Annotated in this window: 24 protein-coding genes; 20 read left to right on the top strand and 4 right to left on the bottom strand. The window is 35.9% G+C overall.

All coding sequences use genetic code 11. The features are described from left to right. Nucleotides 1-96 precede the first annotated feature (96 nt). The 13 genes from HMPREF0072_RS00480 (at nt 97) to HMPREF0072_RS00420 (ending at nt 10,966) form a co-directional block, all read left to right on the top strand. Nucleotides 97-1,209, top strand: a complete 1,113-nt coding sequence (locus HMPREF0072_RS00480) for an ABC transporter ATP-binding protein (protein WP_004826698.1) — start codon at nt 97-99, stop codon at nt 1,207-1,209. Beyond that, the gene (locus HMPREF0072_RS00475) at nt 1,202-1,999 is read left to right on the top strand and encodes an ABC transporter permease (RefSeq protein WP_004826697.1); all 798 of its coding nucleotides are present in this window, start codon (nt 1,202-1,204) and stop codon (nt 1,997-1,999) included. Before HMPREF0072_RS00480 ends, HMPREF0072_RS00475 begins: the two co-directional genes overlap by 8 nt. Continuing rightward, a complete protein-coding gene (locus tag HMPREF0072_RS00470; RefSeq protein WP_004826695.1) occupies nt 1,989-2,792 on the top strand; it encodes an ABC transporter permease in 804 nt (267 codons plus the stop codon). Before HMPREF0072_RS00475 ends, HMPREF0072_RS00470 begins: the two co-directional genes overlap by 11 nt. Then, nucleotides 2,776-3,855 carry an ABC transporter substrate-binding protein gene (locus HMPREF0072_RS00465; RefSeq protein ID WP_004826693.1) on the top strand — a complete coding sequence of 360 codons (1,080 nt, stop codon included), beginning with the start codon at nt 2,776-2,778 and terminating at the stop codon, nt 3,853-3,855. Before HMPREF0072_RS00470 ends, HMPREF0072_RS00465 begins: the two co-directional genes overlap by 17 nt. A gap of 107 nt (nt 3,856-3,962) precedes the next feature. Beyond that, nucleotides 3,963-5,156, top strand: a complete 1,194-nt coding sequence (locus HMPREF0072_RS00460) for a M20 metallopeptidase family protein (RefSeq protein WP_004826691.1) — start codon at nt 3,963-3,965, stop codon at nt 5,154-5,156. Nucleotides 5,157-5,221: 65 nt separating this feature from the next. Beyond that, on the top strand, nt 5,222-6,583 hold the full coding sequence (gene trkA / locus HMPREF0072_RS00455; RefSeq protein WP_004826689.1) for a Trk system potassium transporter TrkA: 1,362 nt from the start codon (nt 5,222-5,224) through the stop codon (nt 6,581-6,583). A gap of 2 nt (nt 6,584-6,585) precedes the next feature. Continuing rightward, complete coding sequence (locus HMPREF0072_RS00450; protein WP_004826688.1) at nt 6,586-8,049, top strand: TrkH family potassium uptake protein; 1,464 nt, start codon at nt 6,586-6,588, stop codon at nt 8,047-8,049. A 178-nt stretch (nt 8,050-8,227) separates the two neighbouring features. Then, nucleotides 8,228-8,668, top strand: coding sequence for a 50S ribosomal protein L13 (rplM, locus tag HMPREF0072_RS00445; protein WP_004826685.1), 441 nt, complete (start codon nt 8,228-8,230; stop codon nt 8,666-8,668). Between the two features lie 10 nt (nt 8,669-8,678). Further along, nucleotides 8,679-9,071 carry a 30S ribosomal protein S9 gene (rpsI, locus tag HMPREF0072_RS00440; protein ID WP_004826683.1) on the top strand — a complete coding sequence of 131 codons (393 nt, stop codon included), beginning with the start codon at nt 8,679-8,681 and terminating at the stop codon, nt 9,069-9,071. 54 nt (nt 9,072-9,125) lie between these two features. Continuing rightward, a complete protein-coding gene (locus HMPREF0072_RS00435) occupies nt 9,126-9,749 on the top strand; it encodes an epoxyqueuosine reductase QueH (RefSeq protein ID WP_004826682.1) in 624 nt (207 codons plus the stop codon). Nucleotides 9,750-9,791: 42 nt separating this feature from the next. Next, on the top strand, nt 9,792-10,097 hold the full coding sequence (locus HMPREF0072_RS00430) for a hypothetical protein (RefSeq protein WP_037327834.1): 306 nt from the start codon (nt 9,792-9,794) through the stop codon (nt 10,095-10,097). Next, complete coding sequence (locus tag HMPREF0072_RS00425; RefSeq protein WP_004826676.1) at nt 10,090-10,569, top strand: ferritin; 480 nt, start codon at nt 10,090-10,092, stop codon at nt 10,567-10,569. Before HMPREF0072_RS00430 ends, HMPREF0072_RS00425 begins: the two co-directional genes overlap by 8 nt. Before the next feature lie 142 nt (nt 10,570-10,711). After that, nucleotides 10,712-10,966: a hypothetical protein gene (locus HMPREF0072_RS00420; protein ID WP_004826674.1), complete on the top strand. Its 255-nt coding sequence runs from the start codon at nt 10,712-10,714 to the stop codon at nt 10,964-10,966. Nucleotides 10,967-11,081: 115 nt separating this feature from the next. On the opposite strand, the gene HMPREF0072_RS00415 is transcribed toward HMPREF0072_RS00420, so the two are convergent. Then, nucleotides 11,082-11,888: a Cof-type HAD-IIB family hydrolase gene (locus tag HMPREF0072_RS00415; RefSeq protein WP_004826671.1), complete on the bottom strand. Its 807-nt coding sequence runs from the start codon at nt 11,886-11,888 to the stop codon at nt 11,082-11,084. 8 nt (nt 11,889-11,896) lie between these two features. After that, entirely contained in the window at nt 11,897-12,133 is a 237-nt protein-coding gene (locus HMPREF0072_RS00410) for a glutaredoxin family protein (protein ID WP_004826670.1), read from the bottom strand. Nucleotides 12,134-12,220: 87 nt separating this feature from the next. Between HMPREF0072_RS00410 and srtB the strand changes: the two genes are divergently transcribed. The 7 genes from srtB to HMPREF0072_RS00375 all read left to right on the top strand — a co-directional run bounded on the left by srtB (nt 12,221) and on the right by HMPREF0072_RS00375 (nt 21,511). After that, nucleotides 12,221-13,003, top strand: a complete 783-nt coding sequence (gene srtB / locus HMPREF0072_RS00405; RefSeq protein WP_004826667.1) for a class B sortase — start codon at nt 12,221-12,223, stop codon at nt 13,001-13,003. Next, nucleotides 13,000-13,905 (top strand): DNA-3-methyladenine glycosylase family protein, encoded by a 906-nt coding sequence (locus HMPREF0072_RS00400; RefSeq protein ID WP_039930909.1) that lies wholly within the window; start codon nt 13,000-13,002, stop codon nt 13,903-13,905. Before srtB ends, HMPREF0072_RS00400 begins: the two co-directional genes overlap by 4 nt. 191 nt (nt 13,906-14,096) lie before the next feature. Then, entirely contained in the window at nt 14,097-15,416 is a 1,320-nt protein-coding gene (locus HMPREF0072_RS00395) for an ABC transporter substrate-binding protein (RefSeq protein ID WP_004826664.1), read from the top strand. A gap of 15 nt (nt 15,417-15,431) precedes the next feature. After that, complete coding sequence (locus tag HMPREF0072_RS00390; RefSeq protein ID WP_039930908.1) at nt 15,432-17,039, top strand: helix-turn-helix transcriptional regulator; 1,608 nt, start codon at nt 15,432-15,434, stop codon at nt 17,037-17,039. 223 nt (nt 17,040-17,262) lie between these two features. Further along, nucleotides 17,263-18,489 (top strand): SPFH domain-containing protein, encoded by a 1,227-nt coding sequence (locus HMPREF0072_RS00385; RefSeq protein ID WP_004826660.1) that lies wholly within the window; start codon nt 17,263-17,265, stop codon nt 18,487-18,489. A 19-nt stretch (nt 18,490-18,508) separates the two neighbouring features. Then, complete coding sequence (locus HMPREF0072_RS00380; RefSeq protein WP_004826659.1) at nt 18,509-19,954, top strand: TFIIB-type zinc ribbon-containing protein; 1,446 nt, start codon at nt 18,509-18,511, stop codon at nt 19,952-19,954. A gap of 9 nt (nt 19,955-19,963) precedes the next feature. Continuing rightward, nucleotides 19,964-21,511 (top strand): hypothetical protein, encoded by a 1,548-nt coding sequence (locus HMPREF0072_RS00375; protein WP_004826656.1) that lies wholly within the window; start codon nt 19,964-19,966, stop codon nt 21,509-21,511. A 407-nt stretch (nt 21,512-21,918) separates the two neighbouring features. Here the strand turns inward: HMPREF0072_RS00375 and HMPREF0072_RS00370 are convergent, their stop codons facing one another. Both HMPREF0072_RS00370 and HMPREF0072_RS11200 read right to left on the bottom strand, forming a co-directional pair. After that, nucleotides 21,919-23,655, bottom strand: a complete 1,737-nt coding sequence (locus HMPREF0072_RS00370; protein WP_004826654.1) for a hypothetical protein — start codon at nt 23,653-23,655, stop codon at nt 21,919-21,921. A gap of 49 nt (nt 23,656-23,704) precedes the next feature. Then, on the bottom strand, nt 23,705-23,933 hold a 229-nt coding region (locus HMPREF0072_RS11200), incomplete at its 5' end, for a branched-chain amino acid transporter permease (protein ID WP_004826653.1).

Below are 23,933 nucleotides of genomic sequence, written 5' to 3'. Positions count from 1 at the left end.
AAAATTTATAATCTAATAAAGCTTTACAAATTATATAATAAATTTTTTGAAAAAGAGGTATACTTTTTATAATGAGAAAATGTTGGGGGGTGTTGTATGGATAAAAATTATGAGAAATATTCTGTAGTTCTTGATGGAGTTTCAAAGTTTTTTGGAGACGAGGAAGTTTTAAAATCCGTTGACTTGGAGCTTGAAAAGGGAAAGTTTTATACTCTTTTGGGTCCTTCTGGATGTGGCAAGACTACAATTTTAAATTTAATAGCTGGATTTTTGGAACCTAGTAAGGGTTCTGTTTACATAAATGGAAAAAATGTTGGTGATGTGCCTGCGAGCAAGAGGACTGTCAATACAGTTTTTCAAAATTATTCGCTCTTTCCACATATGAATGTTTACGACAATGTAGCTTTTGGCTTGGAAATTAAAAAAATTGACAAGGCTATAATCAAAAAAGAGGTGGAGAAGGCCCTTGAAATGGTAAACCTTGCTGGTTTTGAAAGACGTGAGGTAAGCCAGATGTCTGGTGGACAAAAGCAGAGGGTGGCGATTGCTCGTGCTATTGTAAATAAACCAGATGTACTTTTGCTTGACGAACCTCTTTCTGCCCTTGATATGAAATTAAGAAAGTCTATGCAGGTATTACTAAGCGATATCCAGTGGGAGCTTGGAATTACCTTTGTCTTTGTAACCCACGACCAGGAAGAGGCCTTAGCCTTAAGTGACCATATTTTTGTCATGGACAAGGGAAAAATTGTCCAACAAGGTCCTCCAAAAGATATATATGACGAGCCAATCAACCGTTATGTTGCAGAATTTATTGGTGAATCTAATATCCTAAAGGCAAGGATGGTTGATGACTATAAGGTAGAATTTGCTGGCAAGGTCTTTGACTGTTCCGATGCAGGTATTGCCAAGGGTGAGAGGGTAGAAGTTGTAATAAGGCCTGAAGACATTGAAGTTGTTCCACTTAATCAAGCAGACATAGTTGTAAACATTGACAATATTCTTTTCCGTGGTGTCTTTAATGAATTAATTGCCATTGATAAGATGGAGTTTTCTTGGAAAATCCATACAACTAGACGTTTTGAAGAAGGCGATGACATCGGAATTAAGATAGATGCTGAAAATATCCACGTTATGCGTTACAACGAAACCGAAGAGGCTTTCGATAAGAGAATCGAAAAGTACGCTACTGGAGAAAGTGATGACTAAAAAATACCAAAAATTAACCTTTATATATTACATTTGGATTTTAGTTTTCATAATAGCTCCAATTCTGCTTTTGCTTTACCAGTCATTTTTTGATATTTATGGTAACTTTACCTTTGATAATTATATAGCTTATTTTTCCAACAAAAACTATATAATCATGACCCTAAATTCATTTTTGACTGCCTTTTTAATTACATCCTTTACACTTTTGTGGGCCTATCCATTTTCATATTTTTTGACTAAGTCCAAGCACAAGGATTTGATTTTGCTTTTGGTAATTTTGCCAACTTGGATAAACCTCGTTCTTAAAGCCTACGCCTTTATAGGACTTTTTAATAAAAATGGAACCATAGTGGGTCTTTTGGGCCTTGCAAGCCAAGGATTTTTATTTACAAATCCAGCCTTTATCCTAGTAGCTTCTTATGTAGAGCTTCCTTTTATGATTTTGCCTATCTTTAGATCGATTGATACTATTCCTAGGGAGTATATAATTGCAAGCGAAGACTTAGGAGCAAGCAAGCTTCAAACTTTTAGGAAGATTATCCTACCCCTTTCAATGGACGGAGTTATAGCTGGATTTCAGGCAGTTTTCATCCCTTCCTTGTCCTTGTTTTTGATTACAAGGATAATTGGAGGCAACAAGATAATCACCCTAGGCACAGCTGTTGAGCAGCACTATCTTGTGACTCAAAACTGGGGCATGGGTTCAACCATAGGCCTTATCCTAATCGGGATTATGTTTGCAGTGATTTCGCTTTTGAACAAGAAGGGGGAAGTAAATGGAAAATAAATCAAACAAATTATCTAAATTATTTTTGATTTTTGTTTTTATCATTATGTACCTTCCTCTGGCATATTTAATTTTTTATTCCTTCAATAGTGGTGGGAATATGAATTCTTTTGAATCATTTACCCTTGAACATTACCAAGCAGTTTTTTCTGACAAGAGGTTGTTAAATATTGTTTTGAATACCCTAATCTTAGCCCTCTTGTCATCTCTAATTGCAAGTATTGTTGGAACTTTAGGAGCGATTTCTATATACTATACAAAAAATAAAAAAATCAAAAAACAGCTTCTAAGTCTAAATTCAGTTTTGATGGTTCTTCCAGACATCATGATGGGTGCTAGCTTCTTGATTTTGTTTAGTATTTTATTGAAAATTCCTATGGGATTTTTCTCGGTCCTTCTTGCTCACATTGCTTTTTCAATTCCTATAGTTGTCCTTATGGTTTTGCCAAGGCTTTATGCTCTAAATGAGGATATGATAAGGGCTGCCGAAGATTTGGGCGCTAGTGATATGATGATTTTAAATAAGATAATCTTGCCAAATATAGCAAGTGGGATTTTTGCAGGATTTTTTATGGCCCTTACTTATTCGCTTGACGATTTTGCTGTTACATTTTTCGTGACCGGGTCAGGTTTTTCGACCCTTTCCATAGAAATTTATTCTAGGGTTAGGAGTGGAATTTCTCTTGAAATTAACGCCTTATCAGCCATAATTTTTGCTATTTCCTTAGTTATGGTAATTATCTATTATATAATCGAAAGAAGGGAGACAAAGAAATATGAACAAGGTTTATAAATTTATTTTAGGAATTTTAGGCCTAACCCTTCTCCTAGTTTTTTGTAAAGATAGATTAAATGCGAGCTCTACAGGTTCAAGTGACAAGGATATATACTTTTACAATTGGGGAGACTATGTTGATCCACAAATCCTTAGAGATTTTGAAAAGGAAACAGGCTATAGGATAGTCTACGAAACCTTCGACTCCAATGAGGCCATGATGGCCAAAATCGAGCAGGGCAAGACCCATTATGACCTCGCCTTTCCTTCAGAATATACAGTTGAGATGATGAAGCAAAAAGGGCTTTTGGAAAAGCTTGACCATTCTAAAATCAAGGGGCTTGATAATATTGATGAGAGATTTCTAGACCAGATTTATGACCCGGGCAATGAATATTCAGTACCATATTTTTGGGGGACTTTTGGAATAATTTACAATACCGAAAAGTATGGAGCAAAAGATTTGGATTCATGGGCTAAGCTTTGGGATCCTAAGTTTAAGGGAGAGATTCTTTCCTTTGATGGGGCGAGAGAAACCCTTGGCATTGGTTTGTTAAAAAATGGTTATGATATAAATGAAAAGGATGAAAAAATCTTAAGGAAGGTTAAGAACGACCTGGTGCCTTTTATGGCAAATGTTAAGGCTATCCTTGCTGATGAAATAAGGATGTATGTGGCCCAGGGCGAAGCTGACATAGGAATAACTTTTTCTGGCGAAGCTGCCAAGGCAGAGGCCTTAAACGATAAGCTTGCCTATATTATACCTAAAGAAGGGTCAAATATTTGGTTTGATACCATGGTTATTCCAAAAACTAGCAAAAACAAAGAAGGAGCTTATGCCCTAATTTCTTATCTTTTAAGACCTGAAGTTGCAGCTAAAAACGCAGACTATATACATTATGCAACTCCAAATAAAAAAGCAATGAAATTAGTAAAACCTAATCCAAGGATAGATAAGACTCTTTATCCAGATGATGATATTATTGACAAATTAACAGTTTTTAAAGATTTGGGCAAGGAAACAACTATTTTATACAATGATTTGTATTTGGATTTAAAGATTGCTCCACAAGCAGAATAGGAAAAAGGACTTAGTTTTAAAGCGCTTTTATAGATAAGAGCGATTTATTATAGACTAAGTCTTTTTGTTTTGGGTATATATAATACGATAATTAGAAAGGAAAACTTATGACAGATACTATAAAAAAATCAATATTAGCCAATGAAGAAAAAATGATAGCAGATAGGAGATGTATGCACGAAAATCCTGAGCTATCTATGAAGGAAGTGAAAACCACAGCTTTTATAAAAAAAGAACTTGAGGCTATGGGTTTTAATCCTGTAGAAATCGACCCGACAGGTCTTATGGTTGAAATAAATCCAGAAAGTAAGGGCAAGACTGTACTTTTAAGGGCAGATATAGATGCACTTCCAATCAAAGAAACAAACGACTTTGATTTTAAAAGCCAAGTGGAAGGTGTAAGCCACGCTTGTGGTCACGATATCCATGCAGCCATGCTTTTAAATGCGACAAAGGCTCTTTTGAAGGTGAAAGATGACCTAAATGGAAGGGTGAGAATAATTTTCCAACCTGGTGAAGAAACTGGCGAAGGTGGAAGGGCTGTTGTTAGTGGGGGTTATACAAAGGATGTAGATACAGGTTTTGCTATCCACATCCACACTGCTTGGGATTTAGGCAAAGCTGCTACTGGTTACGGGGAAGTCATGGCAAACAATACCTTCTTCACAGTGAAATTTAAGGGTACGTCTGCCCACTCATCCACTCCTTACCAAGGCAATGATGCCATGCTTATGCTTGCAAACTTTATAAACGTAGCCTACGCTATCCAGGCTAGAAAAATTGACAATGTCTTTCATCCAGTTGTGCTTAACTTGGGAGTTGTAGAAGGTGGATCTGCATCAAACGCAGTTGCAGCTGATATAAGACTTGATGGATCCTTCAGGTCTTTTTCAAATGAATCAGTAGATTTTATGGTGAAGGAACTTGAAAAAGTGGCCAAACTTTCTGCAGAGATTTACGGAGGAGAGGCGGACTTTGATTACCACATGGGAGCAGGTGCTGTAATCAACGAAGAAAAATCAACTGACCTTTCAGTAAAAATAGCAAGAGAAATTTTTGGTGAAGAAAATGTTTCAACTGACCTAAAACTCGCTGGGTCTGAGGACTTTGGTTTTTATTTATCAGGTTATAAGGATGTGCCAGGAATCAAGGGTACTTATATGTTTATAGGTGGCAGGGACCCAGAAAACAAGGCGACCTATCCACAAAACCACGCCACAGACTTTAACCCAGATGAAAGAGCTATGAAATATGGTGCAGAACTTTTGGCTCGCTACGCTTACGATTATCTAAAGAAATAAATATGGGAAAATCTATAAATGAGGTAAGGTATTAGTAAGATTTTTGAATTTCCTAAGGAGCTTTGATGAAAATAATTATTTTAGGAGCCGGCAAAGTCGGCTCTTTTGTGACAAAAGACCTCTCCAACGAGGGGCACGATATAGTTGTAATTGACAGAAATAAGGAAGTTTTAGAAGAGCTTTTAGCGACCAATGATGTAATGGGTTTAGTGGGCGATGGCAGAGATGTGGAGGCCCTAGTTGAAGCAGGAGCAAAGGATTGTGACCTCTTTATAGCAATAAGCCAGTCTGATGATGTAAACCTAATTGCATCGACTTTCGCCAAAAATTTAGGAGCCAAAAACATTATTATAAGGCTAAGGGAACCTCGCTATGTTAAGCACAGGAGATTTATAGGTGAAGTCACCGATGCCATGTCCATTGTGAACCCAGAATACATAGCAGCCAAGGACCTACAAAGGAGCCTTAAATATTCTCATGCCCTCAACGTAGAATCTTTCTTTAAGGATAGGGCTATAATGATGGAGCTTGTAATAGATGAAGGCTCAGACCTTGATGGTAGAAAGCTTTCAGATTTAAGAACCTATTCAGAAAATTATCACACCCTAATCGGTATCATAAATTCTGATGGAGATGTTAATATTCCCCACGGTGATGATATCCTAAAAGCTGGGGACAAGATTTATGTAATAGGTGCAAAGGAAGCTGTGGATAGTTTTTATAGGCACGAACAAAAGGGTGCCTACGACATAGAAAACATCTTGGTAATAGGAGCTGGAAATATTTCTAAGTACCTTGTTGGTCTTTTGGTCGACAGAGGCTTTAAGGTGACTGTTGTAGAAATTGATAGAAAAAAAGCAGAAGATATCAGCGAGATGCACGAAGCAGCTGTAGTAATAAATGCTGATGGTACCAGTCCCGAAGTCCTAGAAGAATTAAGGTTAAATCATTTTGATGCCCTTCTTGCCCTAACAGGTATAGATGAAGAAAATATTTTGATATCCCTTCTTGCCCAAAAATCAGGACTTGAAAAGGTAATTGCCAAGGTTAATAGGACTAAGCTATTAAAAATGACTGGAATCCTAGACAATGATACAACTTTTGCACCAAAGATGGCAGCAAGTGATGTGATCAATAGGTTGGTAAGAAGCAAGGTAAACGCTAGAGGCAAGTCAATTTCATCCCTATATAGGCTAGAGGAAGGTGAAGTTGAGGTGATAGAATTTAAAGCCATCGACCATTCTAGAATACTAAACAGACCTCTAAAAGATTTAAGTATTAGAGACGATAGTTTGGTTTTGGCAATTGACCATGGTCAGGTTGAAATAGAAATCCCAAATGGGTCATCAAAGATTAATCTTGGTGACTCGGTTCTTGTTGCGACAACCAACCACAGCTTTAAGGTTTTAGACGATATATTGGAGTAAGTATGAATATTAAGACGATAAATTATCTTCTGGGTAGGCTCCTTCAAGTCTTGGCACTATTAATGTTGGTCCCACTCTTGGTTGCCTTTATCTACCAAGAAGGATTTAAGGATAAGTTATACTTTATTTTGCCGATATTAATTTCTGGTCTAGGTGGAAGCCTACTTGTAAAAATAGGCGACGAACAAGGTCATATCTACACCAGAGAAGCACTTTTTACTACAGCGGCATGTTGGGTGATTTTTTCTATAATCGGAGCCATTCCCCTCTACCTTACACCGACAAATTACCACACCTTCCTAGATGCTTTTTTTGAGATGGCAAGTGGTTTTACAACTTGTGGGGCATCTGTAGCAAATGATGTGGAATTATTGCCTCATTCAATTATTATGTGGAGGTCCCTATCCCACCTTATAGGAGGTATGGGGATTTTGGTATTTACCCTAGCGATTTTGCCAAAATCAAATAAAGAATCATCAAACCTCCTTCAAGCAGAAATGCCAGGGCCATCTTTTGGCAAACTTACACCAAAGCTTGGTAAAACTGCCAGAGTCTTATACATAATTTATTTGGTAATGACCCTCATTACAGTTATATTTTTAATGTTTGGAGGAATGAACCTATTTGATGCAATAATTTATGCTATGGGTGCAGCAGGTACTGGAGGCTTTGCAAATAAGGGTCTATCAGTAGGCTATTATGACTCAAGATATATTGAATTAGTACTTTCTGTTGCCATGATTTTATTCGGGGTGAACTTTAACCTCTATTATTACGCCCTAATTAGGTCTGCAAGAGAGGGCTTTAAGTCAGAAGAACTTTATTGGTACTTGGGAATAATCGCCATCGCTACTGGTTTAATCTTCTTTAATATCAGAGGCTATTATGATGATCTAGCCTACACTGGCATTCAATCCCTATTTACTGTCTCATCAATAATGACAACAACAGGTTATGTATCGGCAGACTATGGTGCTTGGCCGATGTTTTCAAGAAACATTTTAATCTTGTTAATGTTTATAGGTGCATCTGCAGGCTCTACTGCGGGTGGCTTTAAGGTTTCAAGATTTTTAATCTTATTTAAAGCAACCATCAACCACATAAAAAAAGTTATCAATCCAAGAAGAGTAACTATCACAAAACTTGACGGCAAAAAGATGGATGAGGAATTAGAAGAAGCAGTAAACAAGTATTTGGTTTCATATATCTTGCTCTTTATCCTCTTTATGGTAATAGTTAGTAGGGACGTAGAAAATTTCGAAGCAGCCTTCGCAGCTGTTGCTACAACCTTTAATAACGTAGGACCAGGCTTAAAAGATTTTGGTCCCGTATCTTCCTTTGCAGCCATGGCACCAACATCTAAATTTACCCTGACCTTTGCCATGCTATTTGGAAGACTTGAGCTATATCCTATGCTTTTACTATTTTCACCTTATTCTTATAAAAAACTTGCAAAGAGAAAATAGAAAATATTGACAAAAGCTCTAAAAGCTGGTATTATATATCAGTCGACTCAGACCTTCATAAGGAATCGAGACGAATCGCATATCCTGGGAGCGATAGATAAGTGCCAGGACGAGTACAGCCGCAAGCTACTAATGCGGTGTCTAAATATAGTAGCCGAAAAAATTATAGGAGGATGAGATGAAACATCAAAAGACATGGACTGCGACTCCATCAAACATCGAAAGAAAATGGTATGTTGTTGATGCAGAAGGCATGGTTCTAGGTAGACTAGCTAGCCAAGTTGCAGCAATACTAAGAGGAAAGAACAAACCAACCTTTACTCCACACTTTGACACAGGAGACTATGTAATAGTTGTTAATGCTGACAAGGTAGTGCTTACAGGAAACAAAGAAGATCAAAAAGAATACAAGAGATATTCTGGATACACAGGTGGTCTTAAAATTACTAAGTTTAAAGACATGAAAGCTAAGTTCCCAGAAAGAATTGTAGAAAATGCAATTGTAGGAATGCTTCCACACAACAAACTTGGTCGTGCTATGGCAAAAAAACTAAGAGTTTACGCTGGCCCTGACCATGGTCATGAAGCACAATTCCCAGAAGCTTTAGATCTTAAGTAAGGAGTAAAATATGGCAGATAACATTATACAATCAACTGGTAGAAGAAAAACCTCTGTTGCAAGAGTAACAATGGTACCAGGATCTGGAAATATAATAGTAAACGGAAAAGATTTAGATCAATATTTTGATTTTGAATCTCTTAAAATTATAGCAAGAAGCCCACTAACATTAACAGAAAATCTTACAAGCTTTGACATCAGAGTTAATGTAAACGGCGGTGGCTTCAATGGTCAAGCAGGAGCTATTAGACACGCAATCGCAAGAGCGCTAATCATAGCAAACCCTGACCTAAGAATAGCCCTAAAGAGAGCTGGCTTCCTAACACGTGATTCACGTAAAAAGGAAAGAAAAAAACCAGGTCTCAAAAAGGCGAGAAAATCTTCACAATTCTCAAAGAGATAATATGCAAATCGCAGGAATGTTTATTCTTGCGATTTTTTTGCTTGAAAGGTTTATATGAACAAAATTAATTATAATAGGATGATGGAAGAAATCATACAAGGACTTGATAAAGAAGGAAGAAAGCCAAGCTTGTTGTTGCAAGTATGCTGTGGCCCATGTTCAACCCAAGTCATAGAAAGACTTAGGGAATATTTTGCTATGGACTTATACTTTTACAATCCCATGATCTATCCAAGAGAAGAACTTGATAAACGTGCAGAAAATTTACAAATAGTTGCAGAAAAATCTGCTTTCGACGGCGAAGTTATAATTCCAGCTAATGATATGAGGGATTTTGAAAAAGTCGCCCAAAAAAGAAAAGACGACAAGGAGTTTGGTAGGGCTTGCTATGATTGCTATAAATTAAGGTTAGAAGAAACTGCAAGACTTGCCAAGGAAAAATCCTATGAATATTTCACAACCAGTCTATCAATATCTCCTTATAAAAACGCTCAATGGCTAAACGAAATTGGCAAAGAACTTGAGGAAAAATATGGCGTTAAATACCTATATGCAGACTTTAAAAAGAAGGATGGATATAGGAAATCAATAGAACTTTCAAAAAAATATGGGATATACAGGCAGGAATATTGTGGCTGTATCTTCTCAAAAAAAGAAATGGAAGAAAATAATTGTTAAATTTTTTTTAAAAATGGGTATCTTTATTAATAGGAGATGGCTATGAAAGACTTACTTTTAATCAAAAAATTAAATCCTCTAATAGATTCTACAAAAGTATTTCCTATAACCTTCCAACTAGATGGAAAATTCACTAAGAAGAAGGCGATGGAGATTTTCTGTGGCTTAAAATCAAAGGGAATAATAGCTGGGGATGAATTTATGATTAAGGATAAGAGTTTCACAGTCAATATAAATTCCGAAAATACAACACAAGTAATAAAGGAGATATTAGCAAGAAACCTAGATATATACGGTGTATATATTCCTTACGGTGAAATGCTAGAAAAAGGAGAAATAAATGAGTAAAGTATTAGATTTATTAAATGAACAAATGAATTTTGAGTATGAATCAGCATACATCTATAAAGCAATGGCTGCTTATACAGACAGACTTGAGCTTGATGGATTCACACATTGGTTTGATAGTCAAGTTAAAGAAGAAATCGAACATGGCGAAGCCATAAAACACTTCCTTCAAGAAGTAGGCTATGATGTTAGATATAAGGCAATAGCTGAACCACAATATGACTATGAAAGCCTAGTAGACGTATTTAAGGCAGCCCTAGCTCATGAAAAAGAAGTATCAAGAAGAATTTATGAAATAGCAGAACTTGCCAAAGAAGAAGATCTAAGAGTATTTTCATTTATCAAAGGCTTTATTGATGAACAAGTTGAAGAAGAAGATACAGTAGGCAAGATTGTAACAAGACTAGAAAGAATTAACGGCAACTGGGGTGGAATCTACATCCTTGACCACGAACTTGGTTATAGAAAATAGTTTAAGGGGAGCTAGGCTCCCTTTTTTTGTTCCTTACATATATTAAAACCGAACTTAAGATATAAAAGAATATCCAAAATAATATTAAGATACTTGACATAAAACTTCAATATATGTATAATATTAACAAAAGGAGTTCACTATGTTAACCTTACTTTTAATCATAGGTGCCATTTTCATTGGCATCCCACTTATAAAATTAGTTTTTAAATTGATCTTAGGAGTCCTAGGTATCACCATTGGTCTTGTAAGCCTACCATTATTAATAGTCGGTGGGTTAATAATTTTGCCAATAGTAATAATTTTTGGAATCCTAACCCAACTTCTACCTATCCTTATTGTCGGAGGACTTATATATATGGGCTATAGGTATATGACAAATAGAGAATATTATTAGAGAAAAAATAGACTAAGCTTGGTTTTCCTAGCTTAGTTTTTTATTGCCCATCTAAGAGAGACAAGCAAACAAAAAGAGCGAAACAAAAAACCACCTGCTATGCAGGTGGAGGGATTTATAGGTTTAAAACAAATTTTTCTATGGCTTCACCTACGGCACCTTTGCTGTTGTCTAGGCTGGTGGTGTAGTCGGCTGTTTGTTTTACTTGTAGTCTTGCGTTATTTACTGCGACAGACCTGCCTACTTCTTCTAGCATGGCTACGTCGTTGTGGTTATCTCCGATGGCTAGGACGTCTTTTAAATCTATGCCATAGTAGTCACAGACTTTTTTTAGGGCAACTGCCTTATTTACTCCCTTGGCATTTATTTCCATATACATATTTGAAGAATAGGAAATTTCGAGGTTGTAGTCTGTTATCTTTGCTATATCTACTTCTTGAGCTTGGAGCTTGTTCATGTCTTTGTTTTTTATTATTACCTTTAGGATGGTTTCATCTTTTAAAAATTCAATGTTGTCAGTATCTAGGATATTGATATGCTTTTCAGCTACGATTGATTCATCGGATAGGTTGATTCCGTATTTTTTATTTAAGGTATAAAGATAAAATGTGAGATTATTCTCATAGGCGTAGGCGAAAATTTTTCTCGCATAGGCAAAATCCATATCTACAACATTTACAATTTCTTTGGTTTTCACATTCATTATAACTGCACCATTACAACAAATTATATACCTGTCATCAGCTACAACTCCTGCCTGGTCTGGTATATCAAAGATTTCATAAGGACCCCTTCCGGTTGCGAGGATGACAATTATGCCTTTTTCTATGGCTTTTTTTATGGCTTCCTTATTTCTTTCTGGGACCTTTTGATCTCGGCTTATTATGGTTTCATCAATGTCAGATGCTATTAATTTTATCATATATAACCTTACTTATAATTTTCTTTTAGATATTTTATTATATCATCAGATTCGTATAGGTATTGGCCGTCGTGGTAGAGGCATGGCACTTGTCTTTTGCCACCCTTTTCCATTAGTTCCAACATAGCTTCTCTATCTTCGTTTATATTTACTAGGGGAATATCTATATTATTTTCTTCACAGAAAGTCTCAACTTTTTTGCAAAATCTACAAACAGTTCCTACATATAACTTGTAATCTTTCATAGGCTCTCCTTTTTTTCTAAAATACTTTTAATTATGCTCTGTTATGGTATATTATACTAATGAAACATACTTTTTAAAGGTGGTAAAATGAAATCAAAAATAATGGCGTTAATTAGATTTGTCCTAATTTTGATAATCCTAGCCTGCATATCTATCTTGGGTAAGAGGGGCCTTGATTATTGGACAAACATGAAAAACAATAGATACATAGAAGACTTATCAAAACAAGTAGAAGCAGATGTAGATAAGGATAGTAACGGTGATGTCGATGTTGAAACTGTCAAAAACCCTCTGGCTAGACTTGAGAAAATTCACCTAAGCCTTCTTAAAAAATTAAAAGAACAAAATCCTGATGTTATAGCTATAATAGAGATTCCTGGAACAGGTATTAAATATCCAGTTCTCCAAGGACCTGATAATGAATTTTATCTAAGAAAGGGACTTAACAAAGAATACGACATAGCTGGTTCTATATTTATGGATGTATATAATTCGCCAGATATAAATGACGACAATTCTGTAATATATGGTCACCATCTAGAGATTGATTCGATGTTTACACCACTTGACCAATATAGGAAGCAAGAATTCGCAGAGAAAAATAGAACTATCTACCTAACAACAAAAGACGGTCTAAGGGAATATGAAATATTTTCAGCCTACGGAACACCTTCTAGTTCAGACTACAGGACCTTAGATTTCACCTATGATGGGGACAAGGTTCCTTACTTCAATAAACTTAGGTCAAGTTCTGAGGTTAAGCTTGAGACTAGACCTTTCACTGAAAAAGATACAATTATAACCCTATCAACTTGCCAGTATGATTATGCTGATCAAAGGCTAGCTATCCATGCTGTTAGGATTAGATAATGAGATATATTACTGATGAAAAAAGAAAATTAAATATCAAAGAGTCTCCTGAGGGACTTATCCTCAGGGAGGATTCTTTTAAGGTTGACCATATTTTCGAATGTGGTCAATGTTTTAATTTTAGAAAAAATGATGACGGTTCCTTTACAGCTGTTTTTTTAGGGAAAATTATAAACTTATTAGAGTGTGATGGTTACACCCTAGTCCGTAATGTAAGTCTTGATGACTTTTACGATATTTTTTACGATTACTTTGACCTGGGCACTGACTATGGGGCAATCAAACAAGCATTGTCAGAATCAGAAATATTAAAAGAGGCGAGTGATTATGGTTACGGAATTAGGATTTTAAATCAAGAATTATTTGAAACAACAATTTCTTTTATAATCTCTGCCAACAATCAAATTCCTAGGATAAAAAAGGCTGTGAGGATAATCTCTGAGAGGTACGGCACCTACCTTGGAGAATATATGGGCGAAAAATATTATTCTTTTCCATCTCCAGAAGTCCTAGCAAATGTTGATCCACTGGAGCTAAGAGAATATGCGAGAGTGGGTTTTCGTGATGTGAGGATAGTAGAAACAGCAAAGGCCTTTGTGGACGGATTTTTAAATTTTGAAGATGAAAAAACTCTCACAGATAAAGATCTGCACAATAAACTTAACAACCTTCCAGGTATCGGTCCAAAGGTGGCTGATTGTATCATGCTTTTTGCCTACCACAGGAGGGAGACTTTCCCTGTTGACGTATGGATTAAAAGGGTAATGGAAACACTTTTTATAGGCAAGGAAGTACCAAAAAAACAAGTAGACAACTACGCTAGAGAAATATTTGGAGACCTTGCCGGCTACGCCCAACAATACCTATTTTATTATGGTAGGGAAAATGCTATAGGCAAATAATAATAAAGATGAAAGATTAGAATAGAGAAGTCTATTTTGATATTTCATCTTTTTTTGATACAAAATATTTAAAGTATGCTAGAGTTAATGATAATATTTTAACTAATTCCTATATGAACTTATCTTGACATTGTAAAAAAACTATGTTAGTTTTAAATAGAGAAGATGTTTTTTTATGAATTGAGGACTTTATGAAAAAGAGCAAAAACAAAAGGCTGGCTATAATTATTATATTTGTTTTTATAATTATCACCCTATTTGTTATACTTTTAAATAATAAAAAAGAACCAGTAAGTCTTACAATGTGGCACGTTTATGGCGAACAGGCTTCATCTCCTATGGATAAGCTCGTTGATGACTTTAACGAAACTGTGGGTAGTAAGGAAGGAATTGTTATAAATGTCACTGCGACAAGTAATTCAGCAGAAATTGGCGATGAGCTTTTAGATTCACAGGCGGGCAAGTCCGGGGCAAAAAAAATGCCAGATTTGTTCTTTTGCCATAGTGGAAATGCCGATGATTTGGGGAGTGAAAACCTAATTGATTGGCAAGATTATTTTACCAAAGAAGAACTCAGTGATTATCAGAAAGATTTTTTAGAAGATGGCAAGGTGGGAGATAAGCTTTTAGTTTTTCCTATCTCAAAATCGACCCATATGCTCTTTATAAATGGGTCTATGTTTGCTAGGTTTTCTAAAGATACAGGCCTTGATTATGAAGATTTATCAACTTGGGATGGATTTTTTGATGCGGCTGAGATATTTTATGACTGGTCAGATGGCAAGGCTTTTTGTGCCATGGACTACATTTTAAGAGAAATTGAACTTGCTTGTCTTTCAACAAATCCAAATGCCAAACTCCATAACGACCATGGTTGGTATGATGAAAATAATAAGGAATTTAAAAAAGAATTTGATAAATTTATGACCTCCCTGGTAAAGGGCCATATCATTGTGTCAGATCTTTATGCCAATACCCAGATGATGACAGGGGAGAGCTTAGCAGGGATAAGTTCATCTGCCGCTGTTTTGTATTATAATGATACGGTGACCTACCCAGACAATAGGTCTGAGCCTATGGATCTAAAAGTTTTAGCTTTGCCAATAAGTAAGGGTGGTAATAAGGTTGATACCCTAGCTGGTACAGGGCTTTGCGCCTATAAGACTACCGATGAAAAGGCAAAGGCGGCAGCCATATTTGCCAAATGGATTACAGAAAGCCAAAGAAACTTAGATTTTGTTACAAAAACTGGCTATATGCCTGTAAGAAATGAGGCCTTTAACAAAGTTTTATCTATGGAATTTGAAAACCACGATTATAAAGACCTATACCATAGCTTATCAAAGATGGAAAAAGACTACAGCTTTCTCTCTGAGTCTTATGATTATAATAGGGTTCTAAATTTTTATGATTGGCTTAGGGCTAATCAAAAATCCTTTGAAGAAAGATATAAAAGTGGCGAAGATGTTAATAGTCTGATAGAAGAATGCTGGGAAAAGCTGATAGGATAATTTTAGGAGCAGCCCTTGTTTGATATAAATAAGAAATATCAAAAAAATTCAATGTATAGAAAGCTTTTTATCTATATGATTATTTTTGCTGGGCTTTTGCTATTCTTCATAGTTTTGGCTTTGGTTTTATTTGACCAATACAAAAATGTCAGAAAAGATTATGTAAAGAGCCTTGATATCCAAGTATCTATACTGGATAAGGAAATAAAGGGTTATTTTGATAAGTCAGCTATTTCTGCCATGCACTTATCCCAAGATACAAGTGAGTGCCTAGAAGAGATTTTGGATAAGGAGAAAATTTCTTTTGAAGATTTGAGAGATAATCAAAAACTCCTTAGTCAAATACAGGATAGGATATTCGAAAACCTGAAAAGCTCCATGTTTTACGCAGATACATCAGGAGCCTTTGTCTTGTTCAATACCACTGTTAATTCTAAAAATAAGGGGGCAAAAGATTCTAGGTCTGGTTTGTATTTAAAACTTGATTCTAGGAGCTTGAAGGAATCGTCTGTTACTGTATATAGGGGAGATGCAGAGGTGGCTAAGAAACACTCGGCAATGCCCCATAGGAAGTGGAAGTTAGAATATGATTTATCAAATCTACCTGCCTACGCTCTCCTTGCTAAAAATGTAAATAAGTCTATTTATGATTCTTATAGGATGACCAAAGTATTTACCCTACCTGGAACAAGTGAAAAGGTTATGTTAATAAGCCTTCCTATTGTGAGCAGGGATGGCAAGCTTTATGGAGTCTGTGGCTTTGAAGTAGAAGAAATGTATTTTAAGGAAAAGATTGCCCAACCATCCAAGATGAAGAGGTTAAGTTCTGTATTTTTGCCAGTAGCAGATGGTAAAATAGATACCGAGAAGGCTCTTAGCAGCGGAACCCAGGAGGGATATTATTTTCTTCCAGATGATATTTTAGAAATCAAAAATCATGGTAGGGATTTAAAGGAGTTTGTAGGCTCAAAATCCAAATACATAGGTTTATTGAGAGAAGTTTCCCTAATAGAAAACGGGGATAAGTCCTTAATTATTTCTATGATTCCTCTTGATGAATATAATAGGGATATTTTTAAAAATATATCCAATATTGCCATTTCTGTTGTCTTATTTTTATTTTTTGCCATAGTCATTAGCTTGAATTTTACTAGAAGGTACATAAGTCCAATTACAGATGGACTTTCCCTAATAGAAAACCAGGAGAAAATCTTAGACGAAGACTACAGGCAAGATATTTTAGACTCTGGTTTTTACGAGATAAATAAGTTTTTGGAAAATGTTAGGGAGAAAATTAAAGATAGGTCTATCAAGGGGCTACCTCCTTATCTAGAATACAAGTTCAAGAAATTTATTGAAGCAACTTCAAGCCTCACTCCCGCTGAGTTAAATGTTTTAGTTCTTTTGATAAAGGGTTATGACGTAGATCAACTACCTGAAATACTCTACATTAGCAAGAGCACTGCCAAACACCACATTTTGAAAATTTATAAAAAACTTAATGTGTCATCTAGGGGTGAATTGCTTCTTTACCTTGACCTTATTAAGGGATGTGGAATGGTTGATCAGATAATAGGAAATGTTAATGAAGAAAATGACCAGGTCAATGAAAAAATAGAATAAAAGAAAAAATCACTTCCTTATTTTATTAATATGCTAGCAATAGGGAGGTGTTTTTTTATTATTTTTTCATATAGACCAAAGGTCTATCTTTGTAAATTTAGCCAAAGATTGACCTTTGGTCTATTTATTTTACCTAAATACTGTGATTTAATGTAAGTGATAAGAAAAACTTAGACAAGTTTACAATGATTTATCAAAAATAACAAAAAATAAGGAGGATAAGATGGGATTTATTAGAGCATTTACAGGAGCACTCGGAGGAAGTTTTGCAGACCAATGGCTAGATTTTTACAAACCTATGCCAGGAATTTCTGCCACAGCAGGAATTTTTCCAGCAGTAAGCCAAGGAACTAATCAAGATAGAGGAACAAATACAGGGGCCAGTAAAAATATTATTTCTAATGGGTCTAAGATAATCGTGCCAGAAGGTACAGCTCTCATTACCATCGAAAATGGGATGATTACTGGTATAGTTGCAGAAGCCGGTGGCTTTATATTTTCAAGTGACGAAACAAGTTCCCAGTCAATTTTCGTAGGTGATGGAGTCATGAGTTCGCTAATTCAGTCAACTTGGGAAAAGATTAAGTTTGGCGGCCAACCAGGAGCTGAACAACTTGCCTTCTATGTTAACCTAAAAGAAATTCCAAACAACCGCTTTGGCACCCAAAGTGAAATTTATTGGGATGATGCCTATCTTGGTACCCAAGTAGGGGCTGTAACCAGGGGAACATATACACTTAAGATTGTCGATCCCCTTCTTTTTGTCAAAAATTTCCTTCCTCAAAAATACTTAATTGAGGATGCACCTGTTTTTGACTTTGGTGATATGGATAATGAGCTAGGTGAACAACTCTTTAACGAAGTTGTAGGCAGCCTTTCCGCAGCTTTTTCTAATTATACAAATGACCCTTCAAGGGGAAATAGGATGAGCAAAATCCAGGGGGATCAAATTGGTTTTGCGAAGTCCCTAACCAAGGCTGTTGAGGATGCCTGCCAATGGAAGACAGATAGGGGACTAGAAATTATAAAAACAGCAATCCTTGCTATCGAATATGACGAAGATACAAAAAAATTATTATCAGATGTCAAAAAAGCGGATGCTCTTTCTGGAAATCGTGGAAATTCATTCTTCCAACAATCAGTTGCTAGGGGTATGCAAGGTGCAGGAGAAAATGGCGGTGGTGCAGGAATGGCCTTTATGGGCATGGGAATGAATGCTGCAGGATCCATGGCAGGTGGACTTAACCAGCCAGAGGGAGCAAATTCTTACCAACCTAATTTTGGCGTTGGACAAAATATGCCAAACCAAAATCAACAAAACCAACAAGCGTCAAATAACTCACAAGTCGATCCAACAGAAAAATTAATCCAAATGAAAAAACTTTTAGATGCAGGAGTTATTAGCCAGGAAGAATTTGATAAGGTTAAATCTGATCTTTTAGGTTTATAAGGAGGAGGCTGAGGAGGCTATGGTAGGCGAAAGAGATAATAATGAAAACATAAACATTATTAAAGACACAGACCAAGTAAAAGATGGCCAGGTTAAGTGCCCGAAGTGTGGTTCTACTGATATTTCTACTAATACCAAAACAGGCAAGCTTAGGTGTAATTTCTGTAGGAATGAATTTGACTTAGATTTAGCAGAGGCAGATGATGAAATATCAAGTCTTGAAGGGAGCAAGTCCCATAGTGGGGCAGCAGATATAGACTTAGAAGCTAGTAATATCATTACCCTAAAATGTGAAAGTTGTGGGGCTGAGGTAGTTATCGATACAGCAACTTCTACCCAAGCCAGGTGTCATTGGTGCAGAAATACCCTTTCAATAAATTCTAAAATTGACAATGGAGCTGTACCTGATGTGATTTTGCCATTTTCTGTGACTAGGAATGAAGCAAAAGAAGAGATTGAAAATTTTGTTGGTCAAAGAAAGACCTTTGCTCACCCACAATTTATCAAGGAATTTAATGCCGAAAATATATGTGGGGTGTATTTTCCATATATGCTTGTTGATATAAACGGCCATATGAAACTTAGTGGCAAGGGAGAAATCTTAACCAATACTAGGAAAGTAAAAGATGGTGATGGTGAAAAAACCGTTTATGATGCTGATCTTTACAGGGTAGGCAGGGACTTTGACATAAGCATTGATGATTTAACAATAGAATCAAGTTTGGATAAACTTGACTATTCTTCAAAGGAAAAGACAACAAATATCATAAATTCAATCATGCCTTTTGATACAGAAAATTGTGTCAAATACAATGCCAACTACCTTAAGGGCTATACATCCGAAAAGAGAGATACCAATGTATCTGACCTTAAAAAAATTACAGACGTGTGGGGCTCAGATGTGGCTAGATTTGCCATCAAAGATACCATCGAAGAATATGACAGAGGAGTTAACTGGCAAGAAGAAGAATTTATTGTAAAAGGCGATTCTTGGAAGGCTTCCTATTTGCCGGTTTGGCTTTACTCCTATATGGAAAATAAGGGCGATAAACACGTTTTACACTATGTTGCAGTAAATGCAAGGACTAAGGAAACCATGGGATCAGTGCCTATAAACTTCAAAAAACTTTTTATGGCATCAGCCCTTGTGGAAGTTATAAGCTTCTTAATAGCCCTTGTCCTATGGTTCGTTGCAGCTTTTGATATATTTGATGATACAAAGTTTCAAGATTCCAGAAACTTTTTCTGGGTACTCTTAGTTGCTGGCTTCATATATTATTTTAATGTCTACAGCAAATATAGGAATCAGGATGCAAGGCACTCCTATGAGGTTGAAAACAAACACGAAGTGACTAATCTTATAAGCATTGATGAATTTATAAGGCATGAATACGGCCTTAAAAACTCTTGTATTGATGGAGAAAATAGCTGTGAAATCAAGGAAAATAAGATTAAATTTGAGTAAGGAGGGGTTATGATAGGCAAAAAGCAAAAAGTTCTTTTTATTTTTCTAGCCTTGGCTCTAGTAGGCTGTGGTAAAGAAAAGCTTGACGAAGAACTTACAAAGGTAAGCGAAGAAGAAAGGGATAAAAAAGTAAATACCTTGGCAGAAAAATCTGAAGATGAAGAAGAAAATCCTAAAGAAAAAACCCTGGCCAAGAAAGAAAGCAATGAAGATATAAAATTAGTAAATGAAATAAATTTTAAAAGAAAACCAATAAAGGCTCAGGCCCTAGAAGGAGCAAAGGCAGGTAGTAAGTCAACCCTAGTAGAAGATAGGCAAGCCCGGAAGGATTTTGTAACTAAAAAACAAATGGAAAAGGCCAAGGGCCTCCGCTTTGGTATCCACCTACCAAAAATTTTGCTAGATTCAAAGGATGCGGACCTAGCCAATAAGGAAATAGAAAAGGACCTTGAAGAGTTAAAGACCATGTATAAGGATGCGGACGAATATTCTAAAAATAGCGATGAACCCTTTGTTCATGCAGAGTTTTCAACCTACCAAGACGAAGAAATCCTAAGCCTCTTTATCCATCTCTACAATAATATTGACTCAAGTTTTCAAGTATATAGGACCTATAATTTTTCAATTAAGGATGGCAAGCGTCTTACAGATGATGAGCTCTTATCCTATTTTGCTATTAGTCCTGACCAGAAATTAGACCTCATGGAAAAAAGCTTAGCGGACTACTATAGGCACATAATTGACCATTATGACAGTTATTTATCAAATCCTTCCTACCAGTATGACATGGGAAATAAAGAAGGTTTTGCCATCAAAGACTTGTGGCAAGATAATCCTAATATATTTTATGTAAATGAAGTAGGTAGGCTAATGTTTTTTAGCAAAATCTATCCAGATACAGGCATAGGGGAAGTAATAGAAACCCAAACCCTTGCTGGACCTGATTATAAAACTAATCGATACTCAGATGACTTTGTAAGGATGGCTACAAAGCTTGGTATAGACCCAGATGATGAAAAGGTAAATGCTTTTATAATCTATATGGGCAGGGCCAATGCTGAAGATACTCTACCTAATGTAATGAGCAAACTATTTGCCTGGCAAGCATGTTTTGCAGACTATAAAGACCCAAGACTAATCTTAGAAGGCCAGAGAGATCCTTATGATGATAATAATGCATTTTTAACTGGTAATGACTTTTACCTAGTCGTACCAAAATGGGAGAATGCAGTAGTAAGTCTAAGGTCTGTTGAGAAGCGTAATGATGGAAAAGTCATCGAAAAAGATAATGACTTTCTTGATGGGATTTGCCAGAGGTCAACAGTTCTCATTTGCCAGAGCCAAGAAAAAGACACTCCAGGTGTGAAAATCAAAATCGCCTACAGGGATAAGGAAATAGAAAGCCTTGTAAGTTTAGATAAAAATGGCAATCTTACTGGTCTAAATCCAGAGATAATAGATGCAAGAAAGATTTTAGATTGGGATAAAACAGTCCTAGAATATTCATTCTCAGGGCCACTCTACGAAAAGATCCTAACAATTATGGGTAGGGGATAAAAAGAGTAAAAGATTAATGATTTTAGCTTGTTTTTATAAGCTTTATCGTTTGGAGTATAGAAATGATTATTTCAAAAAAACAATGAAAATAGTTTTTTAAGTAAATATAAAAATAGTTATGCTAAAATAATCTTGAATATTAATAAAAATTTAACCCCAGGATAAAAATGACCAAGTTTTAGCTTCAATAAAAAAATCATCTCCTTGTCTATTGGAGATGATTCAGAATGTCTACAAAGTATATAAACATACGTCATTCCGACAGAGAATCCATCAGGATTCGACGAGGAATCCTATAAATTACAGGATTCTTCCTCACTTCGTTCGTCTGAATGACATCAGAATATGACTTTGTCTATAGCCTAAATCATCTCCTTGTCTATTGGAGATGATTTTTAATTTCTATTTTATAGGGCCTTGATTATTTCAAAAAGTTCCCTAGCTGATTTTAGTGGACCGTCTGTTTCCATGCCACTAACACCAAGTTGGGTTTTGATTTGACCGACTTTCTTATTGTTTTCGTATAGTTTATTGAAATATGTTTCGATTAGCTTATCACAAGTATCTTGTTTTTGGTAAGGGCCGAATGGGTTGGCAAAGTAGGATTCTACGAGGCCTGTTTCTGTGGTTGTGCCCTTAGCAAATCTTGCACCTCTTTTAAAGATTTTGATAGCTTCTTTCTCATCATCTAGAATTGAGATTGAGTCTTCGTCCTTTTTTAACTTATCGTAGTTGTTAGCATAGAGGAAAAAGTCTACTTCATAGCCTTGCATGATTGTTGCATAATCAGCAACTGGCATGATTAGTCTTGCGTTTACCTTATCAGGATTCATGAAGATGGACCTATCTATTTGCTTAAAGGCATAGCCTGCATCTAGGTCGTCTAGTCTTACAAAGGCACCGATTTCTGTACCATAAGCCATTACCTTATCATCTTTTATTCTAAATGTACCCATATCGTCAAAGATTACTGTCATATCCTTGATGTAGTCTTTGGCAAGGGTTCTGAAGGCTTCAATTGATTCGCTCTTACCTGCTCCAGAGTCTCCGAGGATTACTACATTGGCAGACTTTCCATTTTGTAAAACTATGTTTACCCCTGCTCCATGGATAGGGAGGTAGGATTTTTTCATTGAAATGATGTTTGAAAGGGTGAGGCACATTTTTTTCAAATAGCCAAAGTAATCTTTCTTGTCAGTATAGTTTACATAACCAATTAGAAGTCCGTTTTTATTTTCATAAAATACGTTTTGGTCCTTAGAATTTTCTCCGCCAAATAAGTAGATAGCATCTGGTCTTTTATTTAAAATTTCTTCTTCATCTGCTAGGTCAAAGAGGTTTGATGCAGAAATACCGTGGGTGATTAGGTCTTGGTGGAAGTAGATATAAATGAGATTGTCACCAACCTTAGCTGGATAACATAAAAACTCATCTGTATCTATATCAAGGCCTTCGATTGGGTTTTCAAAAACTTCCTTGAAGTAACCATCCCTCTTGTTTGACTTGGTATAGGTGATGTAAGGTGTTTCAATCATAACCTTGGTTATAAAAGGTATTTCATTTAAAAATTGTAATTCTTCCGGATAAGAAATTTCAAAATTTTTAACTATTACAGAAGCGTTGGCACCTGCTGGCACTTGCCTAAATACTTTTGGAACCTTGCCTGTAACAGAAAATTCTGCTTTCCTGTAGACATCTAGGATTAGGTCCTTAAATCTAATATTAGAACTTAGGAAGTTTTCTACCTCCAGGCCTCTCTCATAATCAGATTGTTCGATAATTGAGTATCTTTCAAGCTTTCTCCAATAGTCATATATGTCTTCAACTATCCTGATTAGGGCATCTCTTTCCTTATCAAGATCGTGGTACTTGTTGATTTTTTCTGAAATCTCATCAAGACTCATGACTGTTAGGATTTTAGTGATATCCCTAATTTCTCCTGCAAGGACTTCTATATCACTAGCCCTGAAAAATTTTTCAAGATATGTATAGATCCTTGTCTGGTTTTCCTTGTGGAACCTTACAAAAGAACAGATTACTTCAAAAAATCCTTCGCTCTTTAGTAGGTCATCAGTGTCATTAAAAAAGGCCTTTGAAAAGTTAATCACGGCCTTATTGTTTGAAATGTTTATTTCTTTTTTCATATGAACCTCATTAATTAATTCTTTTCTATATTAATACTTTACTACTATTTTAGACAAACACTAATTGAATGAGGACCATATATATAAAAGTGCCAATAGAAATTGAAAGAAAGAGTTTTCTGAACTTGGCATGAAGGATTATAACTGATAAAGAAGCTATAATTTCAGGCAGCCCGTAGGGATAAACCATAAGGTTTATATTTCTAATGGCAAAGATTACAAGTAGGGGCATGAGGGCAAAGGGTAAGTATTTCCCAAAATATTTAATAAGGTCCGGG

This window comes from Anaerococcus lactolyticus ATCC 51172 (assembly GCF_000156575.1).
Classification (GTDB): Bacteria; Bacillota; Clostridia; order Tissierellales; family Peptoniphilaceae; genus Anaerococcus; species Anaerococcus lactolyticus.
This window is presented reverse-complemented; position numbering and strand designations above follow the sequence as displayed.